We start from the raw sequence: 22,612 nt of genomic DNA, 5'->3' as shown, positions 1-22,612 counted from the left end.
AGACAGCCCAGCCGGGAGTGGGTCAGCAGAGGGCAACCGCGTTGGCCGGGGAGCCCACGCCGCCGACGAGGTAAAGCGGTTTGACCACCACGAGGTACGTGTAGCCGCCCCCGTTCGCAGCGTGGGCGGACAGGATGTCGAGTTTCCACTGTTCTCCGATGGGCAGGCCGAGCAGGCCGATGAGGTCCTGGTGCAGCATCCCCGGCTCGTGGGGGCCGCCGAAGTGCGGGTCCGGTGGGGGTGGCATGGATTCGAGGGCGAAAGTGTCGGACGCGACGAGGGCGAGTCGATGGTCCCAGAACCACGCCGGCAGGTCGCGGGACTGCGCGAGGCCCGTGCAGCGGCGCGTCTTCCCGATCGCCTCGCGGCCGGCGGTGTCCAGTTCGGACAGGTACCACTCGGCCCAGCCGGTGCGCAGCAGGAGAAGATCCCCCTCGCGCAGGGCCACGCCCTGCCAGTCCAGGGTCTGCTCGATGAGGTCCAGCGGCAGCGGTTCGCCAGCGGCGTGGTCGATAGGCCTGCCCAGCGACTCTCGGTAACGCGCGAGGTCCACCAGCACACCGCGGCCGACGATGGGGTCCTCGGCCCACCGCTGCACCCCAAGCGCCGGGGTGCCGGGGTTGATCTCGTCGTCGGGAACGCCGTTGTAGAAGCCGCATTCGTGGTGCCGGCGGTGGCGCAGACCATCCACATGGGAGCTCGCCTGGAGCCAGAGGTGGTCGACGTAGTCGTCGCGCTGGTCGGCATGCGACGACGTGATCGTCTGCTTCGGCGGGGTCCGCCACACCACCGACGGGTCGAACGCGTCGAGCGGGTAGTCGAGGTTGATCACCGTGCCCTGACGAACCAGGCCGGCAGCCGACACCACGTGCGGGGCTTGTGCGAAATTCGCCATGCCGCGCTCGGGCGTCCGCGGGAACAGTCCCCAGCTGGAGCCGGCCGGTCCGTCGGCGCGGGCGCGCAGGTCATGGTGGCTCGGAAACGGCACGTCGTTCTCCTTTGCCTCGGTCATGCGAGCTCCCGGCCGCGTGTCTCGGGCAGGAACACGAGCGCTATCAGGAACAGACCGTAGGCGCTGGCTGCGAACACCGAGATCCCGGTCCCCAGGCCGTAGCTGCCAGCGAGGGCACCGACCGCCACCGGAGCCAGCGCGGCGACGCCGCGGCCGACGTTGTAGCAGAAGCCCTGCCCAGCGCCGCGCATCTCGCTCGGGAAGAGCTCCGCGAGAAACGGGCCGAAGCCGCTGATGATGCCGGAGCCGAAGAACCCCAGCGGGAAGCCGACGTAGATCACGACGCCCGACGGGATGTGCGCGTAAGCGTAGACCACGACCGTGACCGCGCTGAGCACCCCGAACACGGCGAACGTCGGCTTCCGGCCGAACCGGTCGTTGGCGAAGCCCGCGGAGACGTAACCGAGGAACGACCCGGCGATCACGAACACGAGGTAGCCGGCCGCGCCGACCGCGCTGAGCCCGCGGCTCTCCGAGAGGTAGGTGGGCAGCCACGTGAAGATCGCGTAGTACCCGCTCTGCATGCCGATCGAGAGCAGCGTCGCGAGAATGGTGAAGCGCAGGAACTTGCGCCGGAAGATGAGCCCGAGGCTGATCGGTGTCCTGGTTTTGCGGGTTCGGCGTGCCTCCAGCCACACGGGAGACTCGGGCACCTTGCGCAGGATGTAGATCACGATCGGTGCCGGGACCAGGCCGATCCAGAACATCATGCGCCAGCCGAGGCCGCCGAAGTTCGGCAGGATCAGCACCGACGCAAGCACCGCCAGCGCCCAGCCGAACGACCACGCGCCCTGGATGAACCCGGCGACCGCGCCGCGTTTCTTTGCGGGGATGACCTCCGAGATGAGCACCGCGCCGACGGCCCACTCGCCGCCGAAGCCGAGGCCCTCCACCGCGCGGTACACCAGCAACTCGGGATAGCTGCTCGCGATTCCGGACAGGGCCGTGAACAGCGAGTACACGAAGATGGCCGTCGCGAGGATGCGGACGCGGCCGAATCGGTCGGACAACGTGCCGGCGACGATGCCACCGAATGCCGAGAAGAGCAGTGTGACCGTGCCGATCAAGCCAGCCTGCTCGTGGTTCAGTCCGAACGCGACACTCACCGCGCCGAGTGCCAGCGTGTAGAGCATGTAGTCGCACCCGTCGAGCCCCCAGCCCGCGAACGTGGCCCAGAAGACCCGGAGTTGCGCACGGTCGAGGGTGAGCGGGGGAACCTTGGTCAGGACGGACGTCATGACCACTCCTTCCGAAACTTCGCTTCGTTGCGGGCCGGTGGAGCATCTACTCGGTGAAGCGCAGCACCAGGTCGGCCGCGCTTACCCCGTTCGGGTGTGCGATGAGCGGGTTGATCTCGAGCTCGGCGAGCCGGTCACCGAGGCCGGCCGCGAACCGCGAAAGGGACGCCACGGCGGTGGCCACGGCGTCCACGTCAGCCCCCGGCCTGCCGCGGTAGCCGCGCAGGAGCGGCGCCCCGCGCAGCCGGGCGAGCAGCTCCCGCACGTCGGGTTCCGACAGCGGGGCGAGCCCGGTGACCACGTCCTGGTAGATATCGGCCGTGACGCCGCCGAAGCCGACGGTCACGACGGGCGGGTAGCCGTCGGCGGCTCCCTCGACGCCGACGAGGAGCTCGATCCCCGGCGGCACCAGGCGCTGCACCAGGATTCCGTCGAGCATCGCATCGGGCCGGGCGGCGCGTACGGCGCCGACCGTGTCCTTGTAGGCCGCGGCGGCTTCGGCGGCGGGGACGCCGACCCGCACACCGCCCACGTCGGACTTGTGCGTGATGTCGGGGGACTGCGCCTTGAGCACCACCCGGCCGCCGAAGCGGACCGCCGCCTCGGCCGCTTCCTCCGCGCTCGTGACGAGCACCCCTTCGGGCCGCGGCACTCCCAGCGCGTCCAGCAGTGCGGCGCCCGCCGCCTCCGTGACCACGCCGGAGCCGACGAAGACTTCGGTCGCGTCGACCGCCGGCTCTGGCCGCACCGACGAACGGACGGCGTTGGCCCGGAACAGCCGGGCCAGCACGTGGGCCTTGCGCCCGATCGAGTCGTGCAGCGGAACGTGGTGGTCGCGCAGGATCTTCGTCGCTTCGGCGATCTGGTTGCCGTCGGCGAGCCACACCACGCCCAGCGGTTTCGGTGTGCCCTCCGCCGCGGCCACGAGGTGGCGGGCCACCCGCGCCGCGCGGGCGCCGGTCACGTTCGTCATGATCACTATGAGGACGTCGGTGCCCGGATCGTCGAGGATCGTCCGGCACACGTGGAAAACCGATCCGTCGTCCTGCGAGAACAGCTGCGCGGTCACGTCCACGGGATTGCTCGTGGAGCCGTACGCGGGGATGAACCGCTCGAGTTCACGGCGCGTATCCGCGGCCAGCTCGCCGGTCCGCAGCCCGGCCTCCTCCAGCCAGTCCGCCGCGATCCCGCCCGCGCCGCCCGAGCTCGTCACCACGGTCACCGCCGGCCCGCGCACGGGCTTGCCCGCGGCCAGCTCCACAACGGTGTCCAGCAGCTGGTCGATGTCGGTCACCCCGATCACGCCGTTGTCCGCGGAGACCAGTTCGAACGCGGTGTCCGGCCCGATCATGGCGCCGGTGTGCGACGCGGCCGCGCGCCGCCCGGCGGCCGAGCGCCCGGAACGCAGCACCACCAGGTCCTTGCCCAGCTTCCGCGCCCGCGCGGTGAGCTGCTGCCACTGGGCACCCGGGGGGATCGCCTCCAGGTACATCGCGACGACCCGGACCTCGTCCTCTTCCAGGAATCCGGCGGCGAGGTCGGCGACGCCGAGGTCGGCCTGGTTGCCGCTGCTGGCCCACGCCGTGAGCCCGATGCCGCGTTCGCGCGCAAGCCCGAGGAACGAGCCGCCGATCGCGCCGCTCTGGCCGACGTAGGCGATGCCGCTCGACTCGCCGAGCCCGGCCTGGGCGGCTTCGCTGAACGTCGCGACGAGGCTGCTGGGCCGGTAGATCAGGCCCTGGCAGTTCGGCCCGAGCAGGCGCACACCACCAGCACGCGCCGCCCCGGCCAGCCGCTCCTGGACATCCAGACCCTCGGGGCCGAGCTCACCGAATCCCGACGAGAACACCACCGCCGTCCCGACGCCGGCGCGCACGCAGTCGTCGATCGCACCGGGCACCGCGGCCGCCGGCACCAGGATCAGCGCGAGGTCGACCGGCCCCGGTGCGGCGTCCAGCGAGGGGTAGCACGGCAGCCCGTCGAGCTCTGTGTACTTCGCGTTGACGGGCAGCACGCGGCCCGCGTAGCCGAAGTCCCGCAGGTTCGCCAGCGCCTGGGTCGAGATGCTGCCAGGCCGGGCGGACGCGCCGACGATCGCGACCGAGCGCGGGTGCAGCAGGCGCTGCGCCCAGTGAGTGCCGGAGTCAACGGGCATGAATGGGTCCTTTCGGGCCGGTCAGGGGACCAGCCAGCCGAGCACAGGGGTGGATTGCAGGTAGACGAGCACGGAAAGCACGACGATCATCACGACCGTCCAGCCGATGGTCCGGCGGAAGAGCACGCCTTCTTTGCCACCGAGGCCGACGGCGACGGCGGCGATCGCGAGGTTCTGCAGCGACACGGCCTTGCCGACCACCCCGCCGCTGCTGTTGGCGGAGGTGAGCAGCACGTCGGACAGGCCCGCGTGGTGGGCGGTCGTGTACTGCAGCAGGCCGAACAGCGCGTTGCTGGAGGTGTCGGACCCGGTCAGTACGGTGCCGATCCAGCCGATCACCGGCGACACCAGCGGGAACACCGCGCCGGCGCCGGCGAGCCAGACGCCGAGTGTGGTGGTCTGGCCGGACAGATTCATCACGTAGCTCAGCGCGATGACGCAGCACACCGTGAAGATCGCCCAGCGCAGCTGCCACAGGTTGGCGAGCCACACGCGGGCCGCGCGGCCGAGCCCGACGCGCAGCACCGGCAGGCTCAGCAGCCCGGCGATGAGCACGAGCGAACCGGGCGCCCCGACCCACGCGAAGCGGATCTTCGCGATGGTCAGCGGTTCCCCGTCGGAGTTGCTCACGTCGACACCGGGCCAGTGGACCTTGGTCGTGAGCGAGGCGATCAGGTCCGACACTCCGGGCAGGTTCGCGATGACGACCACAGCGACGATCAACAGGTATGGCGCGAGCGCGGCGAGCACGGGTGGCTGTTTCTCGTCCACAGTGGACGATTCGGCCGACGGGGTGGCGAAGTCGACGCCCCCGCCCGCGGTCACCAGCGTGCGCTGCCGCACCGCCGTGGCGGAGACGCGGCTGGCGCGCGCCACGAGGATCGTCACCACACCGGACACCACGGCCGCGACCGTGTCGACCAGCGCCGGCGTCAGGAACACCGACGCGGCGCACTGGACCGCGGCGAACGAGACGCCGGCCGCGAGAGCGACGCCCCACCGCTGCTTGAGCCCGGTTTTCCCGTCGATTACGAGCACGAGGACGAGCGGGATGAACAGCGCCAGCAACGGCGTCTGCCGGCCGATCATCACTGCCAGGTCGTGCACCGGGAGCCCGGTCTGCGTAGCCAGCACGTCGATGGGCTGGCCCAGCGCGCCGAACGCGACCGGTGATGTGTCGGCGATCAGGCACGCGGCGGCGGCCTTGATCGGCGACAGTCCCAGCGCCATGAGAATCACCGCGCAGATTGCCACCGGGGCGCCGCCACCGGCCAGGCCCTCCAGCGCCGCGCCGAAGCAGAAGGCGACCAGGATCGTCTGCACGCGGCGGTCGTCGCTGACGCGCGTGAACGCCGTGCATAGTGCGGATGAGTGCCCGCGCAGCTCCGTGACCTTGTGCAGCCAGATCGCGTTGATCGCGACCCACAGGATCGGGAAGATTCCGTAGACGACACCTTCCGCGGCGCCGGAGAACGCGATGGAGGCCGGGAGCCGGAACGTCGCGATGCCGACGAGCAGCGCCGCCACGAGAGAGGCCGGCGCGGCGATGCGGGCCGGCGTCTTGAACACGCCGAGCAGCACGATCAGGAGCAGCAGGGGAATCGCCGCCAGGAGGGCGGAGAGGGGCAACGAGTCGCCGACCGGAGCAAGGATCTGTGTGAACAACGTTGTTCTCCAGTGGGGTCCGGGGATTGGGCCGGTGCGGTCACCGGCCCTCGAAAACCGCTTTTCTCTTCTCCTGGAAGGCGGTCAGGGCCTCCGCGGAGTCGCGAGTGGACTGGATCACGGCCTGGTGGGACGAGATGAGGTCCAGTGCGGTCCGCAGGTCGGTGCGGCTGCTCTGGTAGGTCGCGCGCTTGATGGTGCGCAGGGCGATCGGGGGCCCGGCCGCAAGCTTCGCGGCAAACTCCCGGGTCCGGTCCGCGAACTCGTCGTCGGGGTAGACGTGGTTGACCAGGCCTATGCGTTCCGCCTCGTCGGCGGCCACCCAGTCGCCGGTCCACAGCAGTTCCAGCGCGCGGGACATCCCGACGAGCCGGGGGAGCAGGTAGCACCCGCCGTCGCCGGGCACGAGCCCGACGCGGACGTAGCCCTCGGAGAACCGTGCCGACACCGATGCGACGCGAATGTCCGCCATGAGCGCGAAGTCCATGCCGGCGCCCACCGCGACCCCGTCGACCGCGGCGATCACGGGCTTGTCGAAGTCCTCGAGTGCGTAGGCGATCCGGTGCACGCGATCCGTGAGCAGCGTCTTGTCCGTGAGCGGGGTGCGTGTCTCGTCGTCGAACACGCCGAGGTCCACCCCGGAGCAGAACGCGCCGCCGGCCCCGGTGACGACGAGCACGCGGATCGCGTCGTCGGTGCGTGCGTCCTGGATGATGCGCACCCACTGCTCGAGCATGTCGAGCGTGAACGCGTTCTTGCGCTCGGGCCGGTTCAGCAGGATGGTCCCGACGCCGTCGGTGACCTCGAATTCCAGATCCGCCATCTCAGTTCTCCGCCGTCTGGTAGCGCTTGAGCTCCTGCCGGGCGACGGTGCGGATGTGCACCTCGTCCGGGCCGTCGACGATGCGCAGGGTGCGCGCCCGGCTCCAGATCTCGGCCAGCGGCAGGTCGTCGGTCACGCCGGCACCGCCGTGGATCTGGATCGCCCGGTCGAGTACGCTGAGCGCCGCGCGTGGCGCGATCACCTTGATGGCGGCAATGTCGGAGCGCGCGTTGCGCACGCCCACCTCGTCGATCAGCCAGGCCGTGCGCAGCACCAGCAGCCGCGCCTGCTCGATCTCCATCCGCGACTCGGCGATCTGCTGGCGGACGACACCCTGGTCGGCCAGCGGGCCACCGAAGGCCGTACGCGACAGGGCGCGTTTGCAGGCGAGCTCGAGGGCCCGTTCGGCCATGCCGACGGCGCGCATGCAGTGGTGGATCCGCCCGGGGCCGAGCCGCGCCTGCGCGATCGCGAACCCGTGGCCCTGCTCGCCAAGCAGATTGCCTACCGGCACGCGGACGTCGGTGTAGCTGATCTCGGCGTGGCCCTGCTGGTCGCGGAACCCGAACACCGGCAGCACGCGCTCGACCTTCACACCCGGCGTGTCGATGGGCACGAGGACCATCGAGTGCTGGCGGTGCTTCGGCGCGCCGGGGTCGCTCTTGCCCAGCACGATCAGGAGCCGGCAGCGCGGGTCGGCGGCGCCGGTGGTGAACCACTTGCGGCCGTTGATCACGTACTCGTCGCCGTCGCGCACGATCGAGGTGGAGATGTTGGTGGCGTCGGAGGAGGCCACGTCCGGTTCGGTCATCGAGAACCCAGAGCGGATGGTGCCGTCCAGCAACGGTTGCAACCAGCCCTCGCGCTGCTCGGTGTTGGCGAACAGATGCAGCAGCTCCATGTTGCCGCTGTCGGGGGACAGGCAGTTCATGGCGGCCGGTGCGATGAACGGCGAGCGGCCCGTCTCCTCCGCGAGCACGGCGTAGTCCACATTGGTCAGATGGGACTCGTCGGGCAGGAAGAGGTTCCACAGCCCGCGTTCACGCGCGGCCGCGATGAGGTCTTCCAGGACTGGTGGCACGTCGTTGGTGCGGCCGGATGCGATCAGGTCCTCGCGCTGCTGCGCGTACACCGGTTCGGCGGGGTAGACGAGGTCCGTCATGAACGAACGGACTTGGGCCAGGCGTTCAGTCGCCTCCGGGGAAAGGGAAAAATCCATTCGGTGCTCCCGGTTCGGGGTCGGTTCGGTCAGCCCGCGTGGGCCAGTGCCGCCAGCGCTTCGGCCAGCTGCCACTCGACCTGCGCGTCGAGCGCGGCCACGTCCAGCTCCTTGTCGCCCATCGCGCCGGCGACGAAGCGAGCGCGGGTGGTGGTGTTGATGCACGACAGGCGCCAGTACGAGAACGCGACGTAGTACGGCAGGTCGGAGACGTCGACGGGGGACCGGGCGGAGTAGGCGTTCACCAGGTCGGCGTGGCCGGGGAAGCCGCCGGCGAGCGTCGCGGGCGGCGAGATCCACTTGCCGGGGTTGTCCGGCAGCGCCCACCACACGAGCAGCCAGCCCAGGTCGGCGAGCGGGTCGCCGACGGAGGTGAGCTCCCAGTCGAGCACTGTGGCCACGTCGCCGTCCGGGGAGAGCAGCACGTTCTCGGCCTTGTAGTCGCCGTGCAGCAGGGAGTTCCCCTGCGGCTCGGGGATGCGGGCCGTGAGCCGGTCGGCGACGGTCCGCAGGGGGCTGCCGGCGGGGAGGCCGAGCGCGTCGAACTGCCGCTGCCAGCGGCGCAGCTGGCGTTCGACGTAGCCGCGGTCCCGGCGCAGATCGCCCAGGCCGATCTCGGTGACGTCCAGGGCGTGCAGCTGGGCGAGGACTTCCGGCAGACGCCGGCCGATATTTCGCTTGACCTCGGGCGAGAGCGCCGCGGCCGTGTCCGGGCTCAACGTCTGCCCGGGGACGAAGTCCATCAGGAAAAACGGCGCGCCAATCACGTCCGGGTCGGTGCACTCCGCGACCGGCCTCGGCACCGGTACCGCCGTGGCGCTCAGCGCGGAGAGGATGCGCCGCTCCCGCAAGACGTCGTGGGCACCGGATTCCAGCGCGCCCAGCGGGGGCCGGCGCAGGACGTACTGCGCGCCGACGGCGTCGCGCACCGAGAACGTGAGGTTGGACCGGCCCGCGGAGATCGTCGTCACCGTGATCGGCGGTTCGACGGCGCTGCCCTGCCCGGCCAGCCACGCCGTGAGCGCCGGTACGTCGACGCCCGGCGGCTCCTGGTTCGGCTGGTTCGGCGACCTTGACGTCACCCTCGACCTCCTGACCAACGGAGTAAAATCGGGACAGTGTCCCGAACTTGTGAGGGATCCTGGCCTCGGCGAGCGCGGGTTGTCAAGGGGGCTGGTGGCTCGTCACGCAGCCTTGGCCGGGTAATCGGTCCATGAGCGGATCGGTGAGTCGGGCGCGAAAGCCGTCTTCGGTGCGGCGCGGGCATTGCGCCGGCCGACGTAGGCGGCAATGGCCGCGTTCTGCTCGTCGTGGCTGCGATGGTCGGTGCCGTTGAGTGCGAAGTAGCGCAGGGCCGCGAACTCGGCCTCGATCCAGTTCAGCCAGGAGCCGTAGGTCGGCAGGAAGACCGGTTCCATGTCGTTGTCGGCCGCCCAGGCGCGGCCCTTGGCGTGCTTGTGCGGGGGTTGTCCAGCACCACATACAGCTTCTGGTTCAGCGGCCCGAACTCGTCGACGCATATCACCCGCCTGTCGGCGGGCGGGGTGTCGTACAGCGCCAGGATGGGATGCGGTGCATCTTGGCGAGGAACTCCGGGTCGGTGGACACCTTCCACGTGGTGGTGGTCTTCCAGGAGACCTTGCCGGCGCGCAGGATCCGGCGCAGGGTCTCCCGGCTGATGGCCGCGGTCACCTTCTGTTTGATGAGATGGTCGGTGAGCTTGCTCAGGCTCCAGGTGGAGAAGGCAGTGATCTTCCAGTCGGCGGGGGACGTCCGGGCGATCAGGCAGATGTGCTCACGCACCTGGTCACTGATCGTCTTGGGGCGTCCCCCCTCCATTTCGGGTCCAGCGCGTCGAACCCCCGCTCATTGAAGGCGTGGATCACATCGCGGACGTACTCCTCGCCGACCTGCATCAGCGTGGTGATGTCCTTGACCGTCCGACCCTGCGCGGACATCAGCACCACGATCGCCCGGCGGAGTTTCACCGGGTCCTTCGCACTCCGGCTGATCCGCCGCAACTTCCGGCCTTCCTCCATGGCCACCGGCCGGACGAACACACTCGGTCAACGTCCCACGACCACCTCCGAGATCAGGTCTTGGAGACAGTCTGCTGGCCAACGAGCAGCGCATCGATTACCAGGCCAAGGTTGCGTGACGAGCCACTAGGTACAGTGGCTCAGAGGGGAGACAGGTGACTGGTGCACGGGGACAAAACATGAGCGGGCAGGGTGTGGCCGTCGAGGCGGAGCCGCGGTTCCGCTCGCTCGGGATGACCGGACGGGTGTTCGCGGTGCTCGACGCCGTCATCGCGCGGCAGGACGGCGACACCGGCGTGCGGGAGCTCGCGGCGCACCTGGATGTCAGCCGGAGTGCGGTACACCGGATCCTGCAGACGCTGGGCGACCTGCGCGTCGTGCGCGGGCAGCCGAATGGCCGGTATGACCCCGGGCCGCGGCTGCTGGCGTGGGCGAAGTTCCTCGGCGAGCGCAATGTGCTGCTCACCCGCGGCCACGACGAGCTCGTGGCGCTCGAGCGCGAGGCCGGCGAGACGGCGATGCTGCTGACCTACACGGCGGGGGAAGAGTCCGCCAGCATCGTGAGCGCGGTCGAATGCGGCAAGCCGGTGCGCTACACCGTCCGCATCGGATCGAAGTCGCCGTTGCACGCGGGTTCGGCGGGAAAGGCGATCCTCGCGAACCTTCCGGGCAGTTTTCTGGCCACTTTGGAGCGTCCGGCGTTGACGGGTTCGACGATCGGCGATCTCGACCTGCTGCGCACCGAGCTCAAACAGGTGCGCGAGCGGGGTTTCGCGACGAGCATCGCCGAGCGCATCCCCGAAGCCGCTGGAGCCGCCGCCGCCTACTTCCGCGACGGCGAACCCGCCGGCGCCATCAACGTCACCGTCCCCCGGCACCGCCTGTCCGATGAGGACGAGCTGCGGCGGCTCGGTGAACTCGTCAAAGCCGCGGCCAACCGGCTGACCGCTGCCCTCGCTGTCCCGTCTGCCCAGGTTTCGCGTACACCGGCGGTGGGCGCCACAGAGCCGTCAGGTGTGTCGGCCGAACGCCGCTCCATCGTCCGCGTCGCCGCGGCATTGGACGCCCTCGCGCGCTCGTCCGCCGACGGCCTTTCCGTCGACGATCTCACCATGGGCATCTCCAGCGGCCGCGCCACCGCCGCCCGCCTGCTCGGCGCCCTCGCCGGCCTCGGCCTTGCCCGCCCGCTCGCCCCCGACCGCTACGAAGCCGGAGCGGAACTGCTTGTCTGGGCCGCCCGCCTCGGCCGCGGCACCGGCATCGGCCCTGTCGCGGCCGACCTCCTCGCCGAACTCGTCCGCGACATCGACGAAAGCGCCTACCTGGCCCAGTACGATCCTGCCGCCGAAGGCGTCGTGTTCGAAGCCGGCCGCACCAGCGACAAACCCATCCAGTACGTCATCCCGCTCGGTTCCACCGCCCCCCTCCACGCCGGCGCGGCCGGCAAAGCGGTCCTCGCCTGGAGCGGCCCGGAGTCGCTCGGCGCGCAGCACTTCGAGCGCTTCTCACCCACGACCATTGTGGACCGTGCCGCGCTCCAGGCCGACCTCGCCCTCATCCGTGAACGCGGCTACGCGGTCAGCACCGGCGAACGCATCCCGGAAGCCTCCGGCATCGCGGCGCCGTTCTTCACCGACGGCGCGGTGGCGGGCGCCATCACGATCACCATCCCGCGCTACCGCTTCGACCCAGCGCGCACGGAGGAATACGCGGCCCGCGCCGTGGCCACGGCCACCGAACTCACTCGCTTGCTGACCGCGGGGACGTTGTTCACCTGAGCGCCGGTTCGAGGCGCTGGAGGCGATCGACCCGGGATGGTGCCCTCATCGACGAACTCGGACACATGGAACTCGACCGGCACGGCGCCGAACTGCTCTTCCAGGCCCTGACCGAGCGAGAGGAGAAGAACAGCGTCGCCATCGCCTCCAACGAGTCCTTCAGCGGGTGGACCAAGACCTTCCACCGACCCCCGCCTCTGCGCTGCCATCGTCGACCGCCTGACCTTCAACGGCACCATCATCGAGACCGGCACCGACTCCTACCGCCTCGTCAGCACCCGAGCCCGAGCCGAAGAACCCTCCAAAGCCGGCTGAACTGCGCACGTCCCCCATGCTGGCCAGTGCTGCCCGCCCGTTTACCGGCCGTGCGGCACACTCCACTGCATGGTGAGTTTGCACATCATCACGTCAGATGACTGGCCATTGTGGCGGGAGATCCGCGTTGCCGCCCTGACTGATGCGCCGCACGCGTTCAAAGCCCGCCTCGCCGACTGGCACAGGGGTGGCCAGGAGCAGTGGCGTGCTCGTCTGGCCATCCCCGGGTCCTACAACGTCGTCGCGTTGCGGGAACGCCAGCCTGTCGGCATGATCAGGGGCATCCCCGGGGACAGCGAGACGAGCGAACTCAGGTCGCTATGGGTCAGTCCCGAAGCTCGAGGCGACGGCGTCGGAGACCAGTTGATCCAAGCAGTCACAACGTGGGCCCTGCGATCGGGCTCCACAACACTGAAACTCGCGGTGATCCCAGGAAACGAGTCCGCCACCGCCCTCTACCGACGCCACGGGTTCATCACCACCGAAGAACTTGGGGATCTGTTGCCCGACGGAGTGACCAGGGAGCAGGTGATGGCCAAGAGGCTTCGCTGACCCACAATGCCGTCACTTCTCGTGAACATTCCTGGCTGTGCTGATCACCAACTGACGTCGAAGCTCATGGACAAGTGCTGTCGCTACAAGGGTTCTGACCCAACTTTTGTGGAGCTGTGACGCTCGGTGCTGCTGAAGGCTGCTGTGCATGGTGATGTGCCACCACGACCGACAGGGGTGTCGGTGGGACGGCTGATAATGCCGGTCATGGCAGACCGCAGTCCGGTCCTCCGGATCATCACCTCGGCAGCGCGGGAGTCCCTGAAGCCGCTCGGCCTGGCCCAGCGCGGGCAGTCGCGGCTGTGGATTGATGATCACGAGTGATGGCTCGGGGTTGTGGAATTCACTCCGCCACGGACCGCCGGCAGCGGTCTGTACGTCGGTGCGATGTGGCTGTGGCACGACGTGGACCACCTGGCCTTCCATGTGAACGCAGTCCGGACCGGCCCCGAGCCGCATCCCCGATCGAACCGAGGAGGAGCAGGTGCAGCTGCGCAACGTGTCACCGGACGACGTCGATGCCTATATTCGGATGCGGTGCGACCCCGTGATGATGGCTGACCTGGGTGGGCCTCTACCGCGCGAGGGGATGGCGGACAAGGTACGTCGGGATGCCCGTCAGGCAGCAGACGACCTTGCCTGGTTCAAGATAATCGTTCCCGACGCGATCAGCCCGGACGTAGTGGCGGGGACGGTGACTATCTGGTCCCACGACACCAGCGACGGGCCGATCTCCGAGATCGGTTGGATGGTTCTTCCTGAATTCCAAGGCCAGGGCCTCGGTAAACGCGCCGTCCGCGCCCTTCTGGAACAGGCCAGAGACCAGGACCGTTGGGGCCTGGTGCACGCCTTTCCGGCGACGAACAATGCGGCTTCGAACGGCATCTGCCGTTCCATCGGGTTTCGCCTCCTCTGCCAGGTCGAGACGGCCTTCGCAGGGCGGGTCTTCGCGACCAACCACTGGGTCATCGACCCAGGGAAGGACTTGCGTTGACGCCAGCGATCCGCCGGTCCTGTTCGGTGTCCGGTTCAGCCGACTGAGGTCTGCTCGGCCAGGGCTTTGGTGTGGGTGAGACGGTAGGACTCGGTGCCGGTCTGGATGATCGCGCCGTTGAGGGTGAGACGGACTCATGCCGGAGCAAGCTGGGCCTGGATCCTGTGCCGCTCGCGATCAGCTGAATGGACCCGCTCGTTGAGCAACAGAGCTGAGGTCAGGCCAGCAGGACTCGCTTCCGCAGCAGGTCGAAGCCACAGGTCCGCGCCAACGCGGCCGCCTCCGGCGTCCACTGTCGGACGCCCTGCTCACGGCCGCCGAGCAGGCCCTCGGCGACGTCCCCGTCACCGTACCCACCCTCGTCCCAGCCGCCCGGACCGGCATCAAGCACCGTGACCGCTGACCGGGCGGCGGCTGCCCGGCCGACGACCCCACATCCGGACGGAGAAGGACTCAGCCACGGCCGGCAAGACGCCCCAGGTTCCCGTGAAGTGCCGGCGGTGGTGTTCCTGCTCAATCCCCCAAGTCCGCGGTGCGCCGCGATTCCGTGGTACTACGACGGCGGCGGGGCCGCTGCGGCCTGTCGCTCCCGTACCGGCACAGCGCTTCCACGCCTGCCGGCCCCACCTCTCGCTGCCGACTGCCGCCAACCACGCCTCGGCGTGGACCGCGGTCTCGCCGTCCTCGGGCGCGAGACCGAGCCGGTCGAGGAGAACGGCCAGGTCGTTGCAGGCATCGGGACGGGTGCCGTACGAGCCCGGGCACTCCAGCGCTCGGCGGGTGGCGTCGGCCCGGTACGAGGCGTCCACCCCCCTGTTGCCGAGCACCGTCCGCCGACCCGCGACGAACCGGTCGCCCGCACGGTCATGCCGTTCTCCGGCCCGTAGTGCGGGAACGGCTCACCGGCGAACGCGGGACCGGCCGGACCCGGCTGCCGGGACGGTCGGTCAACCGTCTTCGTTCGTCCTGCGCGCCGTGTGTTGTTTCTGCCCTTCGTCACGGGCCTGCTGGAAGGCTTCCGAGACGGTCTGTGCGGCGCCGGACAGTGCTCCCTTGGTCTTGCCGCGGGCTCCGGACTCCATCATCTTGCCGGGAAGCTCGGTCAGTCCGGCCGGCTTGCGTGGGCCTGCTTCGAGATCGAGGCGGTTGCAGGCCTCGGCGAAGCGCAGGTAGGTGTCGACGCTGGCGACAACGACCCGTACGTCGATCTTCAGGATTTCGATGCCCACCAGGGAGACGCGAACGAAGGCATCGATCACCAGGCCCCGGTCGAGAACGAGCTCGAGGACGTCGTAGAGGCCGCTGGAGCCTCCGCCGCCCCCCTGCGTCGTCACGGTCATGATGATCAGCCCCTTAACTCTCTGCGTGCCCGTGCCGTCTCCCCGCGCTCCTCGCGGCTGATCGCGTCCCCTCAGACCGGGGGCACCATCACCGGTGCGGGTAGCCACGCCCACCCGTTGCCAAACGGTCGACTCCCTGCGCCTGCCCCGCGGCTCCGTCTCCGTAACAAGCCGGACCGGCAGGGCGCGGGCGCCAGCGGGGCGAGCGGACGGGCGCGCCCGGGCGCGGTGACCTGCTGGCGGGCGACCGGCAGTCCTGATGCATGAGATCACGTGGGTGCGCTTGGGGACGTCGGAGATGTCTGGTGGCCTGCTGCGCACTTTTACGAACACCAGCGGCGGGTGGTGCCGCGCTGATGACGCGGCCACGGACGGTGGTGTCCTCCTGTCCGGTACCGCCCCGGCCAGGCGGGCCGTCTCGCTCCGGCGCCGGTCCGAGCCGCAAGCCGGCACAGTCTGTCCGGCGCGAGGCTCACGTATTCGTCCCGGCTGCGGCCGGTGAGATGCCAGACGGCACCCACTCCTTCGTCCGCGCCGGGGGGAACCCGGCGCTCGCTGCGTGCCTGACCACGGCAGAGGCTTTGTCCGCGTACGCCGCTGAGCACCCCGGGCCCGAGGCGGCGCAGTGGGCCTTTGTCGCGCAGGAGCGGGTCGGCGAGTGCACGTACCGGATTGACGAGGGCACCGGACAGGACGAGCTCCAAGGGCTGGCCGACGCTGCCCGGGGCGAGCTCGCCGCGCTGACGCTGGGCCTGCTTGACGAGGCCGGTCCCATGACGGCCGAGCGGCTGGCGGCGCTGGACGCGGACACGCTCGCGCTCCTCACCTGGTACGCGGCGCCGTGGCCGGTTCGCCGGCTGTGGCCTCCCGAGACAGATGCGCACGGGGTGGCGCTCCGGCCGCGGATCGTGAACCTGTTCCGCGGACCGGGCGGCTGGAGCGAGGGGATCGGCCGTGTGCTGGGGGTGGACGTCGACATGATCGGCGTCGACCTGGACCCTGGCGCGGCCGCTACCGGGAATGCCCCCGGACACGTGTGCATGGTCGCCGACGTCGCCGCCCTGTATCCCGAACACCCAGCACTGCAGTGGGTCGTCGGTGTGATCCTCTCCCCGCCGTGCCAGGCAATCAGTCCCGCAGGGGCGCCGCCGGGGGCACGAGGTCGCGGCGATCGAGCTGGTCTGCGCGGTGATCCGAACCGTGGGAGGCGTGGCCGGCTACCTGCAGACCGTGCACGCCGACCGGTCCGATGCCGGGTAGCCCCGCGCTCGGGCGAGACGTGGCCCGAGGTCCGAGCCCAGCTCGCCGGTCTCGAGGACGAGCGGGCCGGGCTGATGGCCGGGGCGGCGATCTGGCCGCTGGCCATGCTGTGCAGCAACGGATCGGTCGAGTGGGTCGCCGTCGAGCAGTCCAGCGCCCTTCCGGCGAGATCGAGGAAGCGATCTTCTTCGAGTTCGAGCAGGCCGGATGGCGCACCACGGAGGCCATGACCCTGGACTCCGTGGAGCACGGGTGGCCCTCGCACCGCAAGCGGCGCTTCCTGACCGCCTACCGCAACCAGACGCCTGTCATCAGCGTTCAGCCCGAAAGGTACCCCGTACGAGGCGAGCTCGACGAAGTGTGCTCTCTCGCTTCGGCGGCCTCCGCTGGCGGACGCGATCCCCGGTACGCCGGAGGCTCGGCTCACGACGTCATCGCCGGCAGCCCGGGCAACACCTTCTCGAGCGTGACGGGGAAGTTTCGTATGCGGACCCCGGTGGCGTTGAACACGGCGTTCGCGACCGCGGCACCGGCCCCGCAGATGCCCACCTCGCCGGCGCCCTTGGCGCCGAGGGCGTTGGCCTTGCCGTCGTACCCGTCGAGGACGACGGCGTCGACGTCGGGGATGTCGGCGTGGACCGGCACCAGGTACTGCGCGAGATCCCGGTTGACGAAGGCGCCGGATCGCAGGTCGACAACGGCCTCTTCCTCGAGGGCCGCGCTGGCCCCCCAGATCATGCCGCCGATCAGCTGCGAGCGGGCCGTCTTCGAGTTGAGCACGCGCCCCACCGAGAACACACCGAGCATCCGCCGCAGACGGATCTCGGCGGTGTCCGCGTCAACCCCCACCTCAGCGAAATGGGCCCCGTAGCTGTGAATCGAGTAGGCCGCGTAGTTCGGCTCATCGGCCATCAAGCGGGTCTCGCCCTCCGCCTCCATCCCTTCGGGATGGTTGCGTGCGACGATCTCGCTCATCACCTCCACCGCGCTGCCGATACGCACGTTGCCGTCGAAGAGCACGGCGTCCGCCGGGTCCAGGCCGTGCAGCGGCGAGCGCGCGTCGCCGCACGCCGTGACCAGCAGCCTCTCGCGCAGGGTCGTACATGCCCGATGCACCGCGGCGCTCGAGTTGGCGGCGCCCCAGGAGCCACCAGACCCCCAGCTGGTGGGAAGCTCGGAACGTCCGAGCTCGGTCCGCACCCGCTCGGGTGACAGCCCGAGCCCCTCGGCCGCGACCTGCGTCAGGATGGTGTAGGTACCGGTGCCGATATCGGTCATGTCCGACTGGACCAACGCGGTGCCGTCCGCCTCCAACCGCACCCGCACCGTGGCCCGCCCCTGCAAGTGCCTGCGTATGGCGGCGGCCATGCCGTAGCCGACCAGCCACCGTCCCTCGCGCACACTCGCCGGGGTGGCGGGACGGTGCTCCCAGCCGAACCTGCGCGCGCCTTCTCGCAGACAGTCGACCAGGTGCCGGTCGCTGTACGGCACGCCCAGCTCGGGGTCGGCCGTGGGCTCGTTACGGATCCGCAGCTCGACCGGGTCCATCCCGAGCGCAACGGCCAGCTCGTCCATCGCCGACTCCACCGCCAGCATGCCCGGCGCCTCGCCAGGCGCGCGGACGTCCGCCCCGCGGGGCAGATCGAGCGCCGTCAGCCGGTGGCTCGTCAACCGGTGGGGGGCCGCGTAGAGGCTGCGGGTCGCGGCGGCGGTCTGCTCGGTGAACTCCACGTCGGGGTTGGTGTGCATGGTGACGTCATGGGCGATCGCCGCCAGCCGTCCGTCGCGCCCCGCTCCCAACCGCACCCGCTGGCTCGATGTGGGGCGCACACCGACGAGCTGGAAGATCTGCTGCCGGGTCAACGCGACCTTGACCGGTTGGCGCAACGCGCGGGCGGCGAGCGCTGCCAGGATCGTCTCGGAATGAATGCCCAGCTTGGAGCCGAAGCCCCCGCCGACGAAAGGAGTGATGACGCGGGTGCGCGCCGGATCGACCTGGAGGGTGCCGGCGATCGAGGCCCGCGCCGCATCGACGATCTGGCAGCTGACGTAGACGACCAGGTCCTCGCCACGCGGTTCCACCAGGCAGGCGTGCGGCTCCATCGGCATCGAGAGCTCGTACGGCGTCGTGTAGCGCTGGTCGATTCTCACGGCAGCGTCACGGAATCCGTCATCGAAATTCCCCACCGCCGTGTCGGTGGGGAATCCACCGTCGGCTTCCTTCGGAGCGTATGCCTCTCCTTCGTACGCGGCGAAGTCGAAGCGTCCCGGCCCGGCGGCGTACTCCACGTCGACGAGTTCGGCCGCCGCCCGGGCCTGCTCGAAGGTCGCGGCCACGACGAGTGCCACCGGCTCGCCGTAGTGGTGAACGTCGGGGCTGGTCAGCACAGGCTGGGGGCGCCAGTATTCGAGCGGAGCGAACTCGTCGCGGACGCCCTGTGCCGGGGCGTTGTGGTGGGTCATCACCAGGCGCACGCCGGGCGCCTGTTCGGCGCTCTCGGTGTCGATCCGGGTGATGCGGCCTTTGCCGATCGTCGCGCCGACGATGAACCCGTAGAGCGGTTGGCCGGCCTCCCAGTGCTCGTAGGCGTAGGCGGCCCGGCCGGTGACCTTCATCGGGCCGTCGACGCGGTTCCATGCCTGCCCGATCATCATGCCTCCTCAGCTCGACTGGGCCGCTTGCGCCAGCGTGCGGCACAGCGTGCGCTTGGCGAGCTCGATCTTGAAGTCGTTGTGCCCCCGTCCCGCGGCGTCGTGCATCGCGGCATCGGCGGCGGCCCGATACGTCGCCATGGTGGCGGGGCGGCCGGCCAACGCGGCCTCCGCCTCGACGGAGCGCCACGGCTTGTGCGCCACAGCGCCGAACGCCACCCGCGCCTCACTGATCGCTCCCTGATCGGCTGAGACGACAGCCGCCACGGAGACCAGCGCGAACTCGTAGGACGCCCGGTCGCGCACCTTGCGGTAGAGCTGCCGGCCCGGCGGGGGCGGGGGCAGGACCACGCCCGTGATCATCTCGCCGGGCCGCAGCACGGTCTCGATGTGCGGCGTATCGCCCGGCAGCCGGTAGAAGTCCGTGATGACGACGCCGCGTACCGTCTCGTCGGCGTCGAGCAGTTCGATCTCCGCGTCCAGCGCGGTCATCGCGACGGCCATGTCCGAGGGGTGGGTAGCGATGCAGGAGTCGCTCGCGCCGAGGATCGCGTGGATCCGGTTGAACCCGCCGAGCGCCGAGCAACCGGATCCCGGATCCCGCTTGTTGCAGCCCGCCGCAGTGTCGTAGAAGTAGGGGCAACGCGTGCGCTGCAGCAGATTCCCCGCAGTGGACGCCTTGTTGCGCAGCTGGCCCGAGGCGCCGGCCACGAGCGCCTCCGACAACATCGGATAGCGGATGCGTACCCGGGTGTCGGCGGCCACGTCGGAATTGGCCGCCTGGGCGCCGATGCGCAGTCCGCCGTCCGGGAGTTCCTCGATGTCCCGGAGCGGAAGCCGGCTGATGTCGACCAGATGGCTCGGCGTCTCGATGTCGAGCTTCATGAGGTCGAGCAGGTTGGTGCCGCCGCTGATGAACTTCGCGCCTGTTCTGGACGCCCCCGCGACGGCGGCCCGGGCGTCCGTCGCTCGCTCGTAGGTGAAGGACCTCATTCCGGGCCTCCCTCCGCGACGCTGCGGATGGCCGCGACGATGTTGGGATAGGCGGCGCACCGGCAGATGTTGCCGCTCATCCGCTCGCGGATCTCCTCGTCGGTCAGCGCAACCCGCGGCGAGGCAACGTCGGCGGTGGCGTGACTGGGCCACCCCGCCTCCGCCTCGGCGAGCATGCCGACAGCCGAACAGATCTGGCCGGGAGTGCAGTAGCCGCACTGGAAGCCGTCACGCTCGACGAAGGCGCGTTGCATGGGGTGCAGGCCGTCGGGGTCGCCCAGGCCCTCGATCGTCACGATGTCGTCGTCCTCGTGCATCACGGCGAGCGTCAGGCACGAGTCGACGCGCCGGCCGTTGATCAACACCGTGCAGGCCCCGCACTGCCCGTGATCACAGCCCTTCTTGGTTCCGCTGAGGCGCAGATGTTCGCGCAGCGCGTCGAGCAGCGAGGTCCGCGGATCCACCTCGAGCCGCCGCGGCTGGTCGTTCACCATCAACGTGATCGCCGAGAGTTGTGCCGTCTCGCCGTGGCTCCGTCGCGCGGAGCCCGTATCCGAAGCACTCATCACAGCCCGCTTTTCTCACTAGACGCAGGTGGCACTCCGCGTACGCGTCGCCACCGTCGGGCGTGCCCCCCCCGCGGCCCGCCACCACTGCCGGGCACGCTCCCCCGTCCCACGGTCTCGCAGAAACCGTGACCGCGCTCGCCGGGAGCCGGACACCCGGACCCGCCGACTGGTGCCGGCCGAACTCGCGCAGAAGATGCACTCCTCGAAACAGTCCCGACCGGTCGAGGAATAGCCGATACGGGTAGCCGATACGGGCCTCGGCGGGCGACGTGCCGGTGCTCCTCGGCTCGGACCAAGGGCCGTGCGAGTGGCCAGGATCCGGTGCGCCGGGCGCCCGCGCTGCCGCGGCGTTGGCGGTTCGTGCGCAGGTCCTCCGGCTCGGCGATCAGGATGCGCCGTGATCAGCCGTGAACGGACTCACCGCCCATGCGGGGGCAGGAGGACACTGGCACGGAGGGCACTCTGTGTAAGAAGCAGCGTGGTCGCCTCAGCAACGATGGGACGCTGCTGATGAGCGAGCAGTGCCGGGCCACGGACGGGCGGCGGATGCTGGCGGGGCTGCTGTCCGCGAGCCATCTGATGCCGCTGGAACTCCTCCCCGCCAAGACGGCCTCGCACGCGGCGGTGGTGGGCTTCGGCCAGGTACTGATCTACCTGGCTGACCTTCAGCGCGATGTGCTGCGGCTGATGACCGGCAAGGGCCTGGACGCCGGACAGGGAGTGGTCGGTGAGGAGGACGACACGGGAAGGTTGAGGAAGTACCGGCGGAACGGAACACCCCTGCGTCGGCGGGGAGGACGGCTTGAAGGTTCCCCGACCCCGTGGGGGCCCGGAACACCCCCGCCTCGGCGGGGAGGACCTTCTGACCCAACGGCTTCAAGGCCGCCTCTCCGGAACATCCCCGCGTCGGCGGGGAGGACATCGAGCTGAAGACGTCCACGGTCAGCCTTTACGGAACACCCCCGCGTCGGCGGGGAGGACGACTCCACGTTGGACACTGTTGAGGGGGTACCGTCCTTCCCGCCGACGCGGGGGTGTTCCAGCAGGGGCGCCGCTGGTACACGCACAACCGGCACGGTGCGGACGCCGTCGCGGCCGCGACGAATGCCGCCGACGCGGCCCGGGAGCGCACCGCGGAGTACCTGCTGGCCGCGCGGCTGGAGCAGCTGCGCGAGCGGGTGACGGCCCGGAGCGAGGCGGCCGCGCCCGTGCCGTCGACGGACCGGTTGCCCGAGCTCGCCGCCCGCCCGCTGGACGGCGACACCGCCGAGGCGGTGATCGCGTGAGCACCGAACTGAGCGGGGTCGACCTTGCCCGCCAGGTCCTGGTCGCCGCCCGGCTGCTTCTCAGGAAGTGCGATTGTGCCCGGCCCGATTCGCACGGACAGCTGAGCACATAAGTCCGTACGCGATGGCACACGAAGAAGTCGTACGTGGATGGGCGCCGGTTGTGTTTCCTCCCTCCTTGAGGGCGGGGGGAGGGAGGTCCGCGCGGACGGATCAGGCAGTCGTATTTGGATGGCACAAACTGATGTGGCTTGCGCCGTCGTTAAAGCACTCTGCCCCCTTCCGGGTGGAGCAAGCCCGGTCGGAAGCCTGATTTTCCGGCTCTCCGAGTGACGCCACCCACGAGAGGCAGGTCACGTCCTAAGCGGGATCGTAGAGCCGCACAGCGGTCTACCGCACCGGAAAGCCTCAGAATGACCGAATTGCGCAGTTTCTACGTCCTTGCGCAGTAGGTCACATTCTTGCGTCCCGTTTCCGCAGTCGCTAATCATGTCTCTCGTCGCCGCAAGCAGCGGGTCGGGCCGGGCGAGATCGCCGGGGCCGTCCTTGTTTGCCGCGCTGTGCGGGGCCTCGCCCCGACGCCCACAGGCCGCGACCGGATGATCCGGCCGGCGCCTCAAAGACGTCCCCCAGGAGACCCCCATCACCGTGATCACTGCTGCGTCCCGCCTCGCCCGTCTGCGCAACCTGGCCGTCACCGGCCTGGTCACCACCGGCGCCGC

At 69.9% G+C, this 22,612-nt stretch carries 21 protein-coding genes and 1 pseudogene; 7 read left to right on the top strand and 15 right to left on the bottom strand.

The genetic code is table 11. From position 1 onward, the window contains the following. Positions 1-22: 22 nt before the first annotated feature. The 10 genes from ACWDNY_RS13175 to ACWDNY_RS13130 all read right to left on the bottom strand — a co-directional run bounded on the left by ACWDNY_RS13175 (position 23) and on the right by ACWDNY_RS13130 (position 10,100). The gene (locus ACWDNY_RS13175; RefSeq protein WP_451645829.1) at positions 23-1,012 is read right to left on the bottom strand and encodes a cyclase family protein; all 990 of its coding nucleotides are present in this window, start codon (positions 1,010-1,012) and stop codon (positions 23-25) included. Further along, positions 1,009-2,250, bottom strand: coding sequence for an MFS transporter (locus ACWDNY_RS13170; RefSeq protein WP_451645828.1), 1,242 nt, complete (start codon positions 2,248-2,250; stop codon positions 1,009-1,011). Before ACWDNY_RS13170 ends, ACWDNY_RS13175 begins: the two co-directional genes overlap by 4 nt. Positions 2,251-2,296: 46 nt before the next feature. Further along, a complete protein-coding gene (locus ACWDNY_RS13165) occupies positions 2,297-4,405 on the bottom strand; it encodes an acetate--CoA ligase family protein (protein ID WP_451645827.1) in 2,109 nt (702 codons plus the stop codon). 21 nt (positions 4,406-4,426) lie between these two features. After that, positions 4,427-6,034 carry an L-lactate permease gene (locus ACWDNY_RS13160; protein ID WP_451645826.1) on the bottom strand — a complete coding sequence of 536 codons (1,608 nt, stop codon included), beginning with the start codon at positions 6,032-6,034 and terminating at the stop codon, positions 4,427-4,429. Positions 6,035-6,110: 76 nt separating this feature from the next. After that, a complete protein-coding gene (locus ACWDNY_RS13155; protein WP_451645825.1) occupies positions 6,111-6,893 on the bottom strand; it encodes an enoyl-CoA hydratase/isomerase family protein in 783 nt (260 codons plus the stop codon). A gap of 1 nt (position 6,894) precedes the next feature. After that, positions 6,895-8,112 (bottom strand): acyl-CoA dehydrogenase family protein, encoded by a 1,218-nt coding sequence (locus ACWDNY_RS13150; protein WP_451645824.1) that lies wholly within the window; start codon positions 8,110-8,112, stop codon positions 6,895-6,897. A 29-nt stretch (positions 8,113-8,141) separates the two neighbouring features. After that, a complete protein-coding gene (locus tag ACWDNY_RS13145) occupies positions 8,142-9,194 on the bottom strand; it encodes a phosphotransferase family protein (RefSeq protein WP_451645823.1) in 1,053 nt (350 codons plus the stop codon). Between the two features lie 102 nt (positions 9,195-9,296). After that, positions 9,297-9,530: a hypothetical protein gene (locus ACWDNY_RS13140; RefSeq protein ID WP_451645822.1), complete on the bottom strand. Its 234-nt coding sequence runs from the start codon at positions 9,528-9,530 to the stop codon at positions 9,297-9,299. Between the two features lie 103 nt (positions 9,531-9,633). Then, entirely contained in the window at positions 9,634-9,915 is a 282-nt protein-coding gene (locus tag ACWDNY_RS13135; RefSeq protein WP_451645821.1) for a hypothetical protein, read from the bottom strand. Beyond that, the gene (locus ACWDNY_RS13130; RefSeq protein WP_451645820.1) at positions 9,894-10,100 is read right to left on the bottom strand and encodes a helix-turn-helix domain-containing protein; all 207 of its coding nucleotides are present in this window, start codon (positions 10,098-10,100) and stop codon (positions 9,894-9,896) included. The genes ACWDNY_RS13135 and ACWDNY_RS13130 overlap by 22 nt, the downstream gene beginning before the upstream one ends. A gap of 230 nt (positions 10,101-10,330) precedes the next feature. Between ACWDNY_RS13130 and ACWDNY_RS13125 the strand changes: the two genes are divergently transcribed. The 4 genes and pseudogenes from ACWDNY_RS13125 to ACWDNY_RS13110 all read left to right on the top strand — a co-directional run bounded on the left by ACWDNY_RS13125 (position 10,331) and on the right by ACWDNY_RS13110 (position 13,790). Further along, complete coding sequence (locus ACWDNY_RS13125) at positions 10,331-11,929, top strand: IclR family transcriptional regulator (protein WP_451645819.1); 1,599 nt, start codon at positions 10,331-10,333, stop codon at positions 11,927-11,929. A gap of 35 nt (positions 11,930-11,964) precedes the next feature. Next, positions 11,965-12,244: pseudogene (locus tag ACWDNY_RS13120) on the top strand (ATP-binding protein); the annotation flags it as partial. A gap of 69 nt (positions 12,245-12,313) precedes the next feature. After that, positions 12,314-12,796: a GNAT family N-acetyltransferase gene (locus tag ACWDNY_RS13115; protein WP_451645818.1), complete on the top strand. Its 483-nt coding sequence runs from the start codon at positions 12,314-12,316 to the stop codon at positions 12,794-12,796. Positions 12,797-13,280: 484 nt separating this feature from the next. Next, positions 13,281-13,790: a GNAT family N-acetyltransferase gene (locus ACWDNY_RS13110; protein WP_451645817.1), complete on the top strand. Its 510-nt coding sequence runs from the start codon at positions 13,281-13,283 to the stop codon at positions 13,788-13,790. Between the two features lie 217 nt (positions 13,791-14,007). On the opposite strand, the gene ACWDNY_RS13105 is transcribed toward ACWDNY_RS13110, so the two are convergent. Further along, complete coding sequence (locus tag ACWDNY_RS13105) at positions 14,008-14,181, bottom strand: hypothetical protein (protein WP_451645816.1); 174 nt, start codon at positions 14,179-14,181, stop codon at positions 14,008-14,010. 271 nt (positions 14,182-14,452) lie between these two features. Between ACWDNY_RS13105 and ACWDNY_RS13100 the strand changes: the two genes are divergently transcribed. Continuing rightward, positions 14,453-14,677 (top strand): hypothetical protein, encoded by a 225-nt coding sequence (locus ACWDNY_RS13100; protein WP_451645815.1) that lies wholly within the window; start codon positions 14,453-14,455, stop codon positions 14,675-14,677. 60 nt (positions 14,678-14,737) lie between these two features. Here the strand turns inward: ACWDNY_RS13100 and ACWDNY_RS13095 are convergent, their stop codons facing one another. Further along, positions 14,738-15,130 (bottom strand): gas vesicle structural protein GvpA, encoded by a 393-nt coding sequence (locus ACWDNY_RS13095; RefSeq protein ID WP_451645814.1) that lies wholly within the window; start codon positions 15,128-15,130, stop codon positions 14,738-14,740. A 503-nt stretch (positions 15,131-15,633) separates the two neighbouring features. Here ACWDNY_RS13095 and ACWDNY_RS13090 point away from each other — a divergent pair. After that, a complete protein-coding gene (locus tag ACWDNY_RS13090) occupies positions 15,634-16,620 on the top strand; it encodes a hypothetical protein (RefSeq protein WP_451645813.1) in 987 nt (328 codons plus the stop codon). Between the two features lie 193 nt (positions 16,621-16,813). On the opposite strand, the gene ACWDNY_RS13085 is transcribed toward ACWDNY_RS13090, so the two are convergent. Genes ACWDNY_RS13085 through ACWDNY_RS13075 form a run of 3 tightly spaced genes read right to left on the bottom strand, consistent with a single transcriptional unit; the run spans position 16,814 to position 20,601 of the window. Continuing rightward, the gene (locus ACWDNY_RS13085; RefSeq protein WP_451645812.1) at positions 16,814-19,045 is read right to left on the bottom strand and encodes a molybdopterin cofactor-binding domain-containing protein; all 2,232 of its coding nucleotides are present in this window, start codon (positions 19,043-19,045) and stop codon (positions 16,814-16,816) included. Positions 19,046-19,051: 6 nt separating this feature from the next. Beyond that, complete coding sequence (locus ACWDNY_RS13080; protein ID WP_451645811.1) at positions 19,052-20,035, bottom strand: FAD binding domain-containing protein; 984 nt, start codon at positions 20,033-20,035, stop codon at positions 19,052-19,054. Continuing rightward, positions 20,032-20,601 carry a 2Fe-2S iron-sulfur cluster-binding protein gene (locus tag ACWDNY_RS13075; RefSeq protein ID WP_451645873.1) on the bottom strand — a complete coding sequence of 190 codons (570 nt, stop codon included), beginning with the start codon at positions 20,599-20,601 and terminating at the stop codon, positions 20,032-20,034. The genes ACWDNY_RS13080 and ACWDNY_RS13075 overlap by 4 nt, the downstream gene beginning before the upstream one ends. A gap of 1,037 nt (positions 20,602-21,638) precedes the next feature. On the opposite strand from ACWDNY_RS13075, the gene ACWDNY_RS13070 reads away from it, so the two are divergent. After that, positions 21,639-21,890 carry a hypothetical protein gene (locus ACWDNY_RS13070; RefSeq protein ID WP_451645810.1) on the top strand — a complete coding sequence of 84 codons (252 nt, stop codon included), beginning with the start codon at positions 21,639-21,641 and terminating at the stop codon, positions 21,888-21,890. Positions 21,891-22,612: the final 722 nt, after the last annotated feature.

The sequence above is a fragment of the Streptomyces sp. NPDC003697 genome, from assembly GCF_053587115.1.
This window is presented reverse-complemented; position numbering and strand designations above follow the sequence as displayed.

What these genes read in the sequence shown, in the direction of transcription:
- ACWDNY_RS13075 (WP_451645873.1), bottom strand. Translation starts at nt 20,601, where the DNA reads ATGAGTGCTTCGGATACGGGCTCCGCGCGACGGAGCCACGGCGAGACG.
- ACWDNY_RS13115 (WP_451645818.1), top strand. Translation starts at nt 12,314, where the DNA reads ATGGTGAGTTTGCACATCATCACGTCAGATGACTGGCCATTGTGGCGG.
- ACWDNY_RS13080 (WP_451645811.1), bottom strand. Translation starts at nt 20,035, where the DNA reads ATGAGGTCCTTCACCTACGAGCGAGCGACGGACGCCCGGGCCGCCGTC.
- ACWDNY_RS13140 (WP_451645822.1), bottom strand. Translation starts at nt 9,530, where the DNA reads ATGGAACCGGTCTTCCTGCCGACCTACGGCTCCTGGCTGAACTGGATC.
- ACWDNY_RS13165 (WP_451645827.1), bottom strand. Translation starts at nt 4,405, where the DNA reads ATGCCCGTTGACTCCGGCACTCACTGGGCGCAGCGCCTGCTGCACCCG.
- ACWDNY_RS13150 (WP_451645824.1), bottom strand. Translation starts at nt 8,112, where the DNA reads ATGGATTTTTCCCTTTCCCCGGAGGCGACTGAACGCCTGGCCCAAGTC.
- ACWDNY_RS13170 (WP_451645828.1), bottom strand. Translation starts at nt 2,250, where the DNA reads ATGACGTCCGTCCTGACCAAGGTTCCCCCGCTCACCCTCGACCGTGCG.
- ACWDNY_RS13155 (WP_451645825.1), bottom strand. Translation starts at nt 6,893, where the DNA reads ATGGCGGATCTGGAATTCGAGGTCACCGACGGCGTCGGGACCATCCTG.
- ACWDNY_RS13085 (WP_451645812.1), bottom strand. Translation starts at nt 19,045, where the DNA reads ATGATGATCGGGCAGGCATGGAACCGCGTCGACGGCCCGATGAAGGTC.
- ACWDNY_RS13125 (WP_451645819.1), top strand. Translation starts at nt 10,331, where the DNA reads ATGAGCGGGCAGGGTGTGGCCGTCGAGGCGGAGCCGCGGTTCCGCTCG.
- ACWDNY_RS13090 (WP_451645813.1), top strand. Translation starts at nt 15,634, where the DNA reads ATGCCAGACGGCACCCACTCCTTCGTCCGCGCCGGGGGGAACCCGGCG.
- ACWDNY_RS13095 (WP_451645814.1), bottom strand. Translation starts at nt 15,130, where the DNA reads ATGACCGTGACGACGCAGGGGGGCGGCGGAGGCTCCAGCGGCCTCTAC.
- ACWDNY_RS13175 (WP_451645829.1), bottom strand. Translation starts at nt 1,012, where the DNA reads ATGACCGAGGCAAAGGAGAACGACGTGCCGTTTCCGAGCCACCATGAC.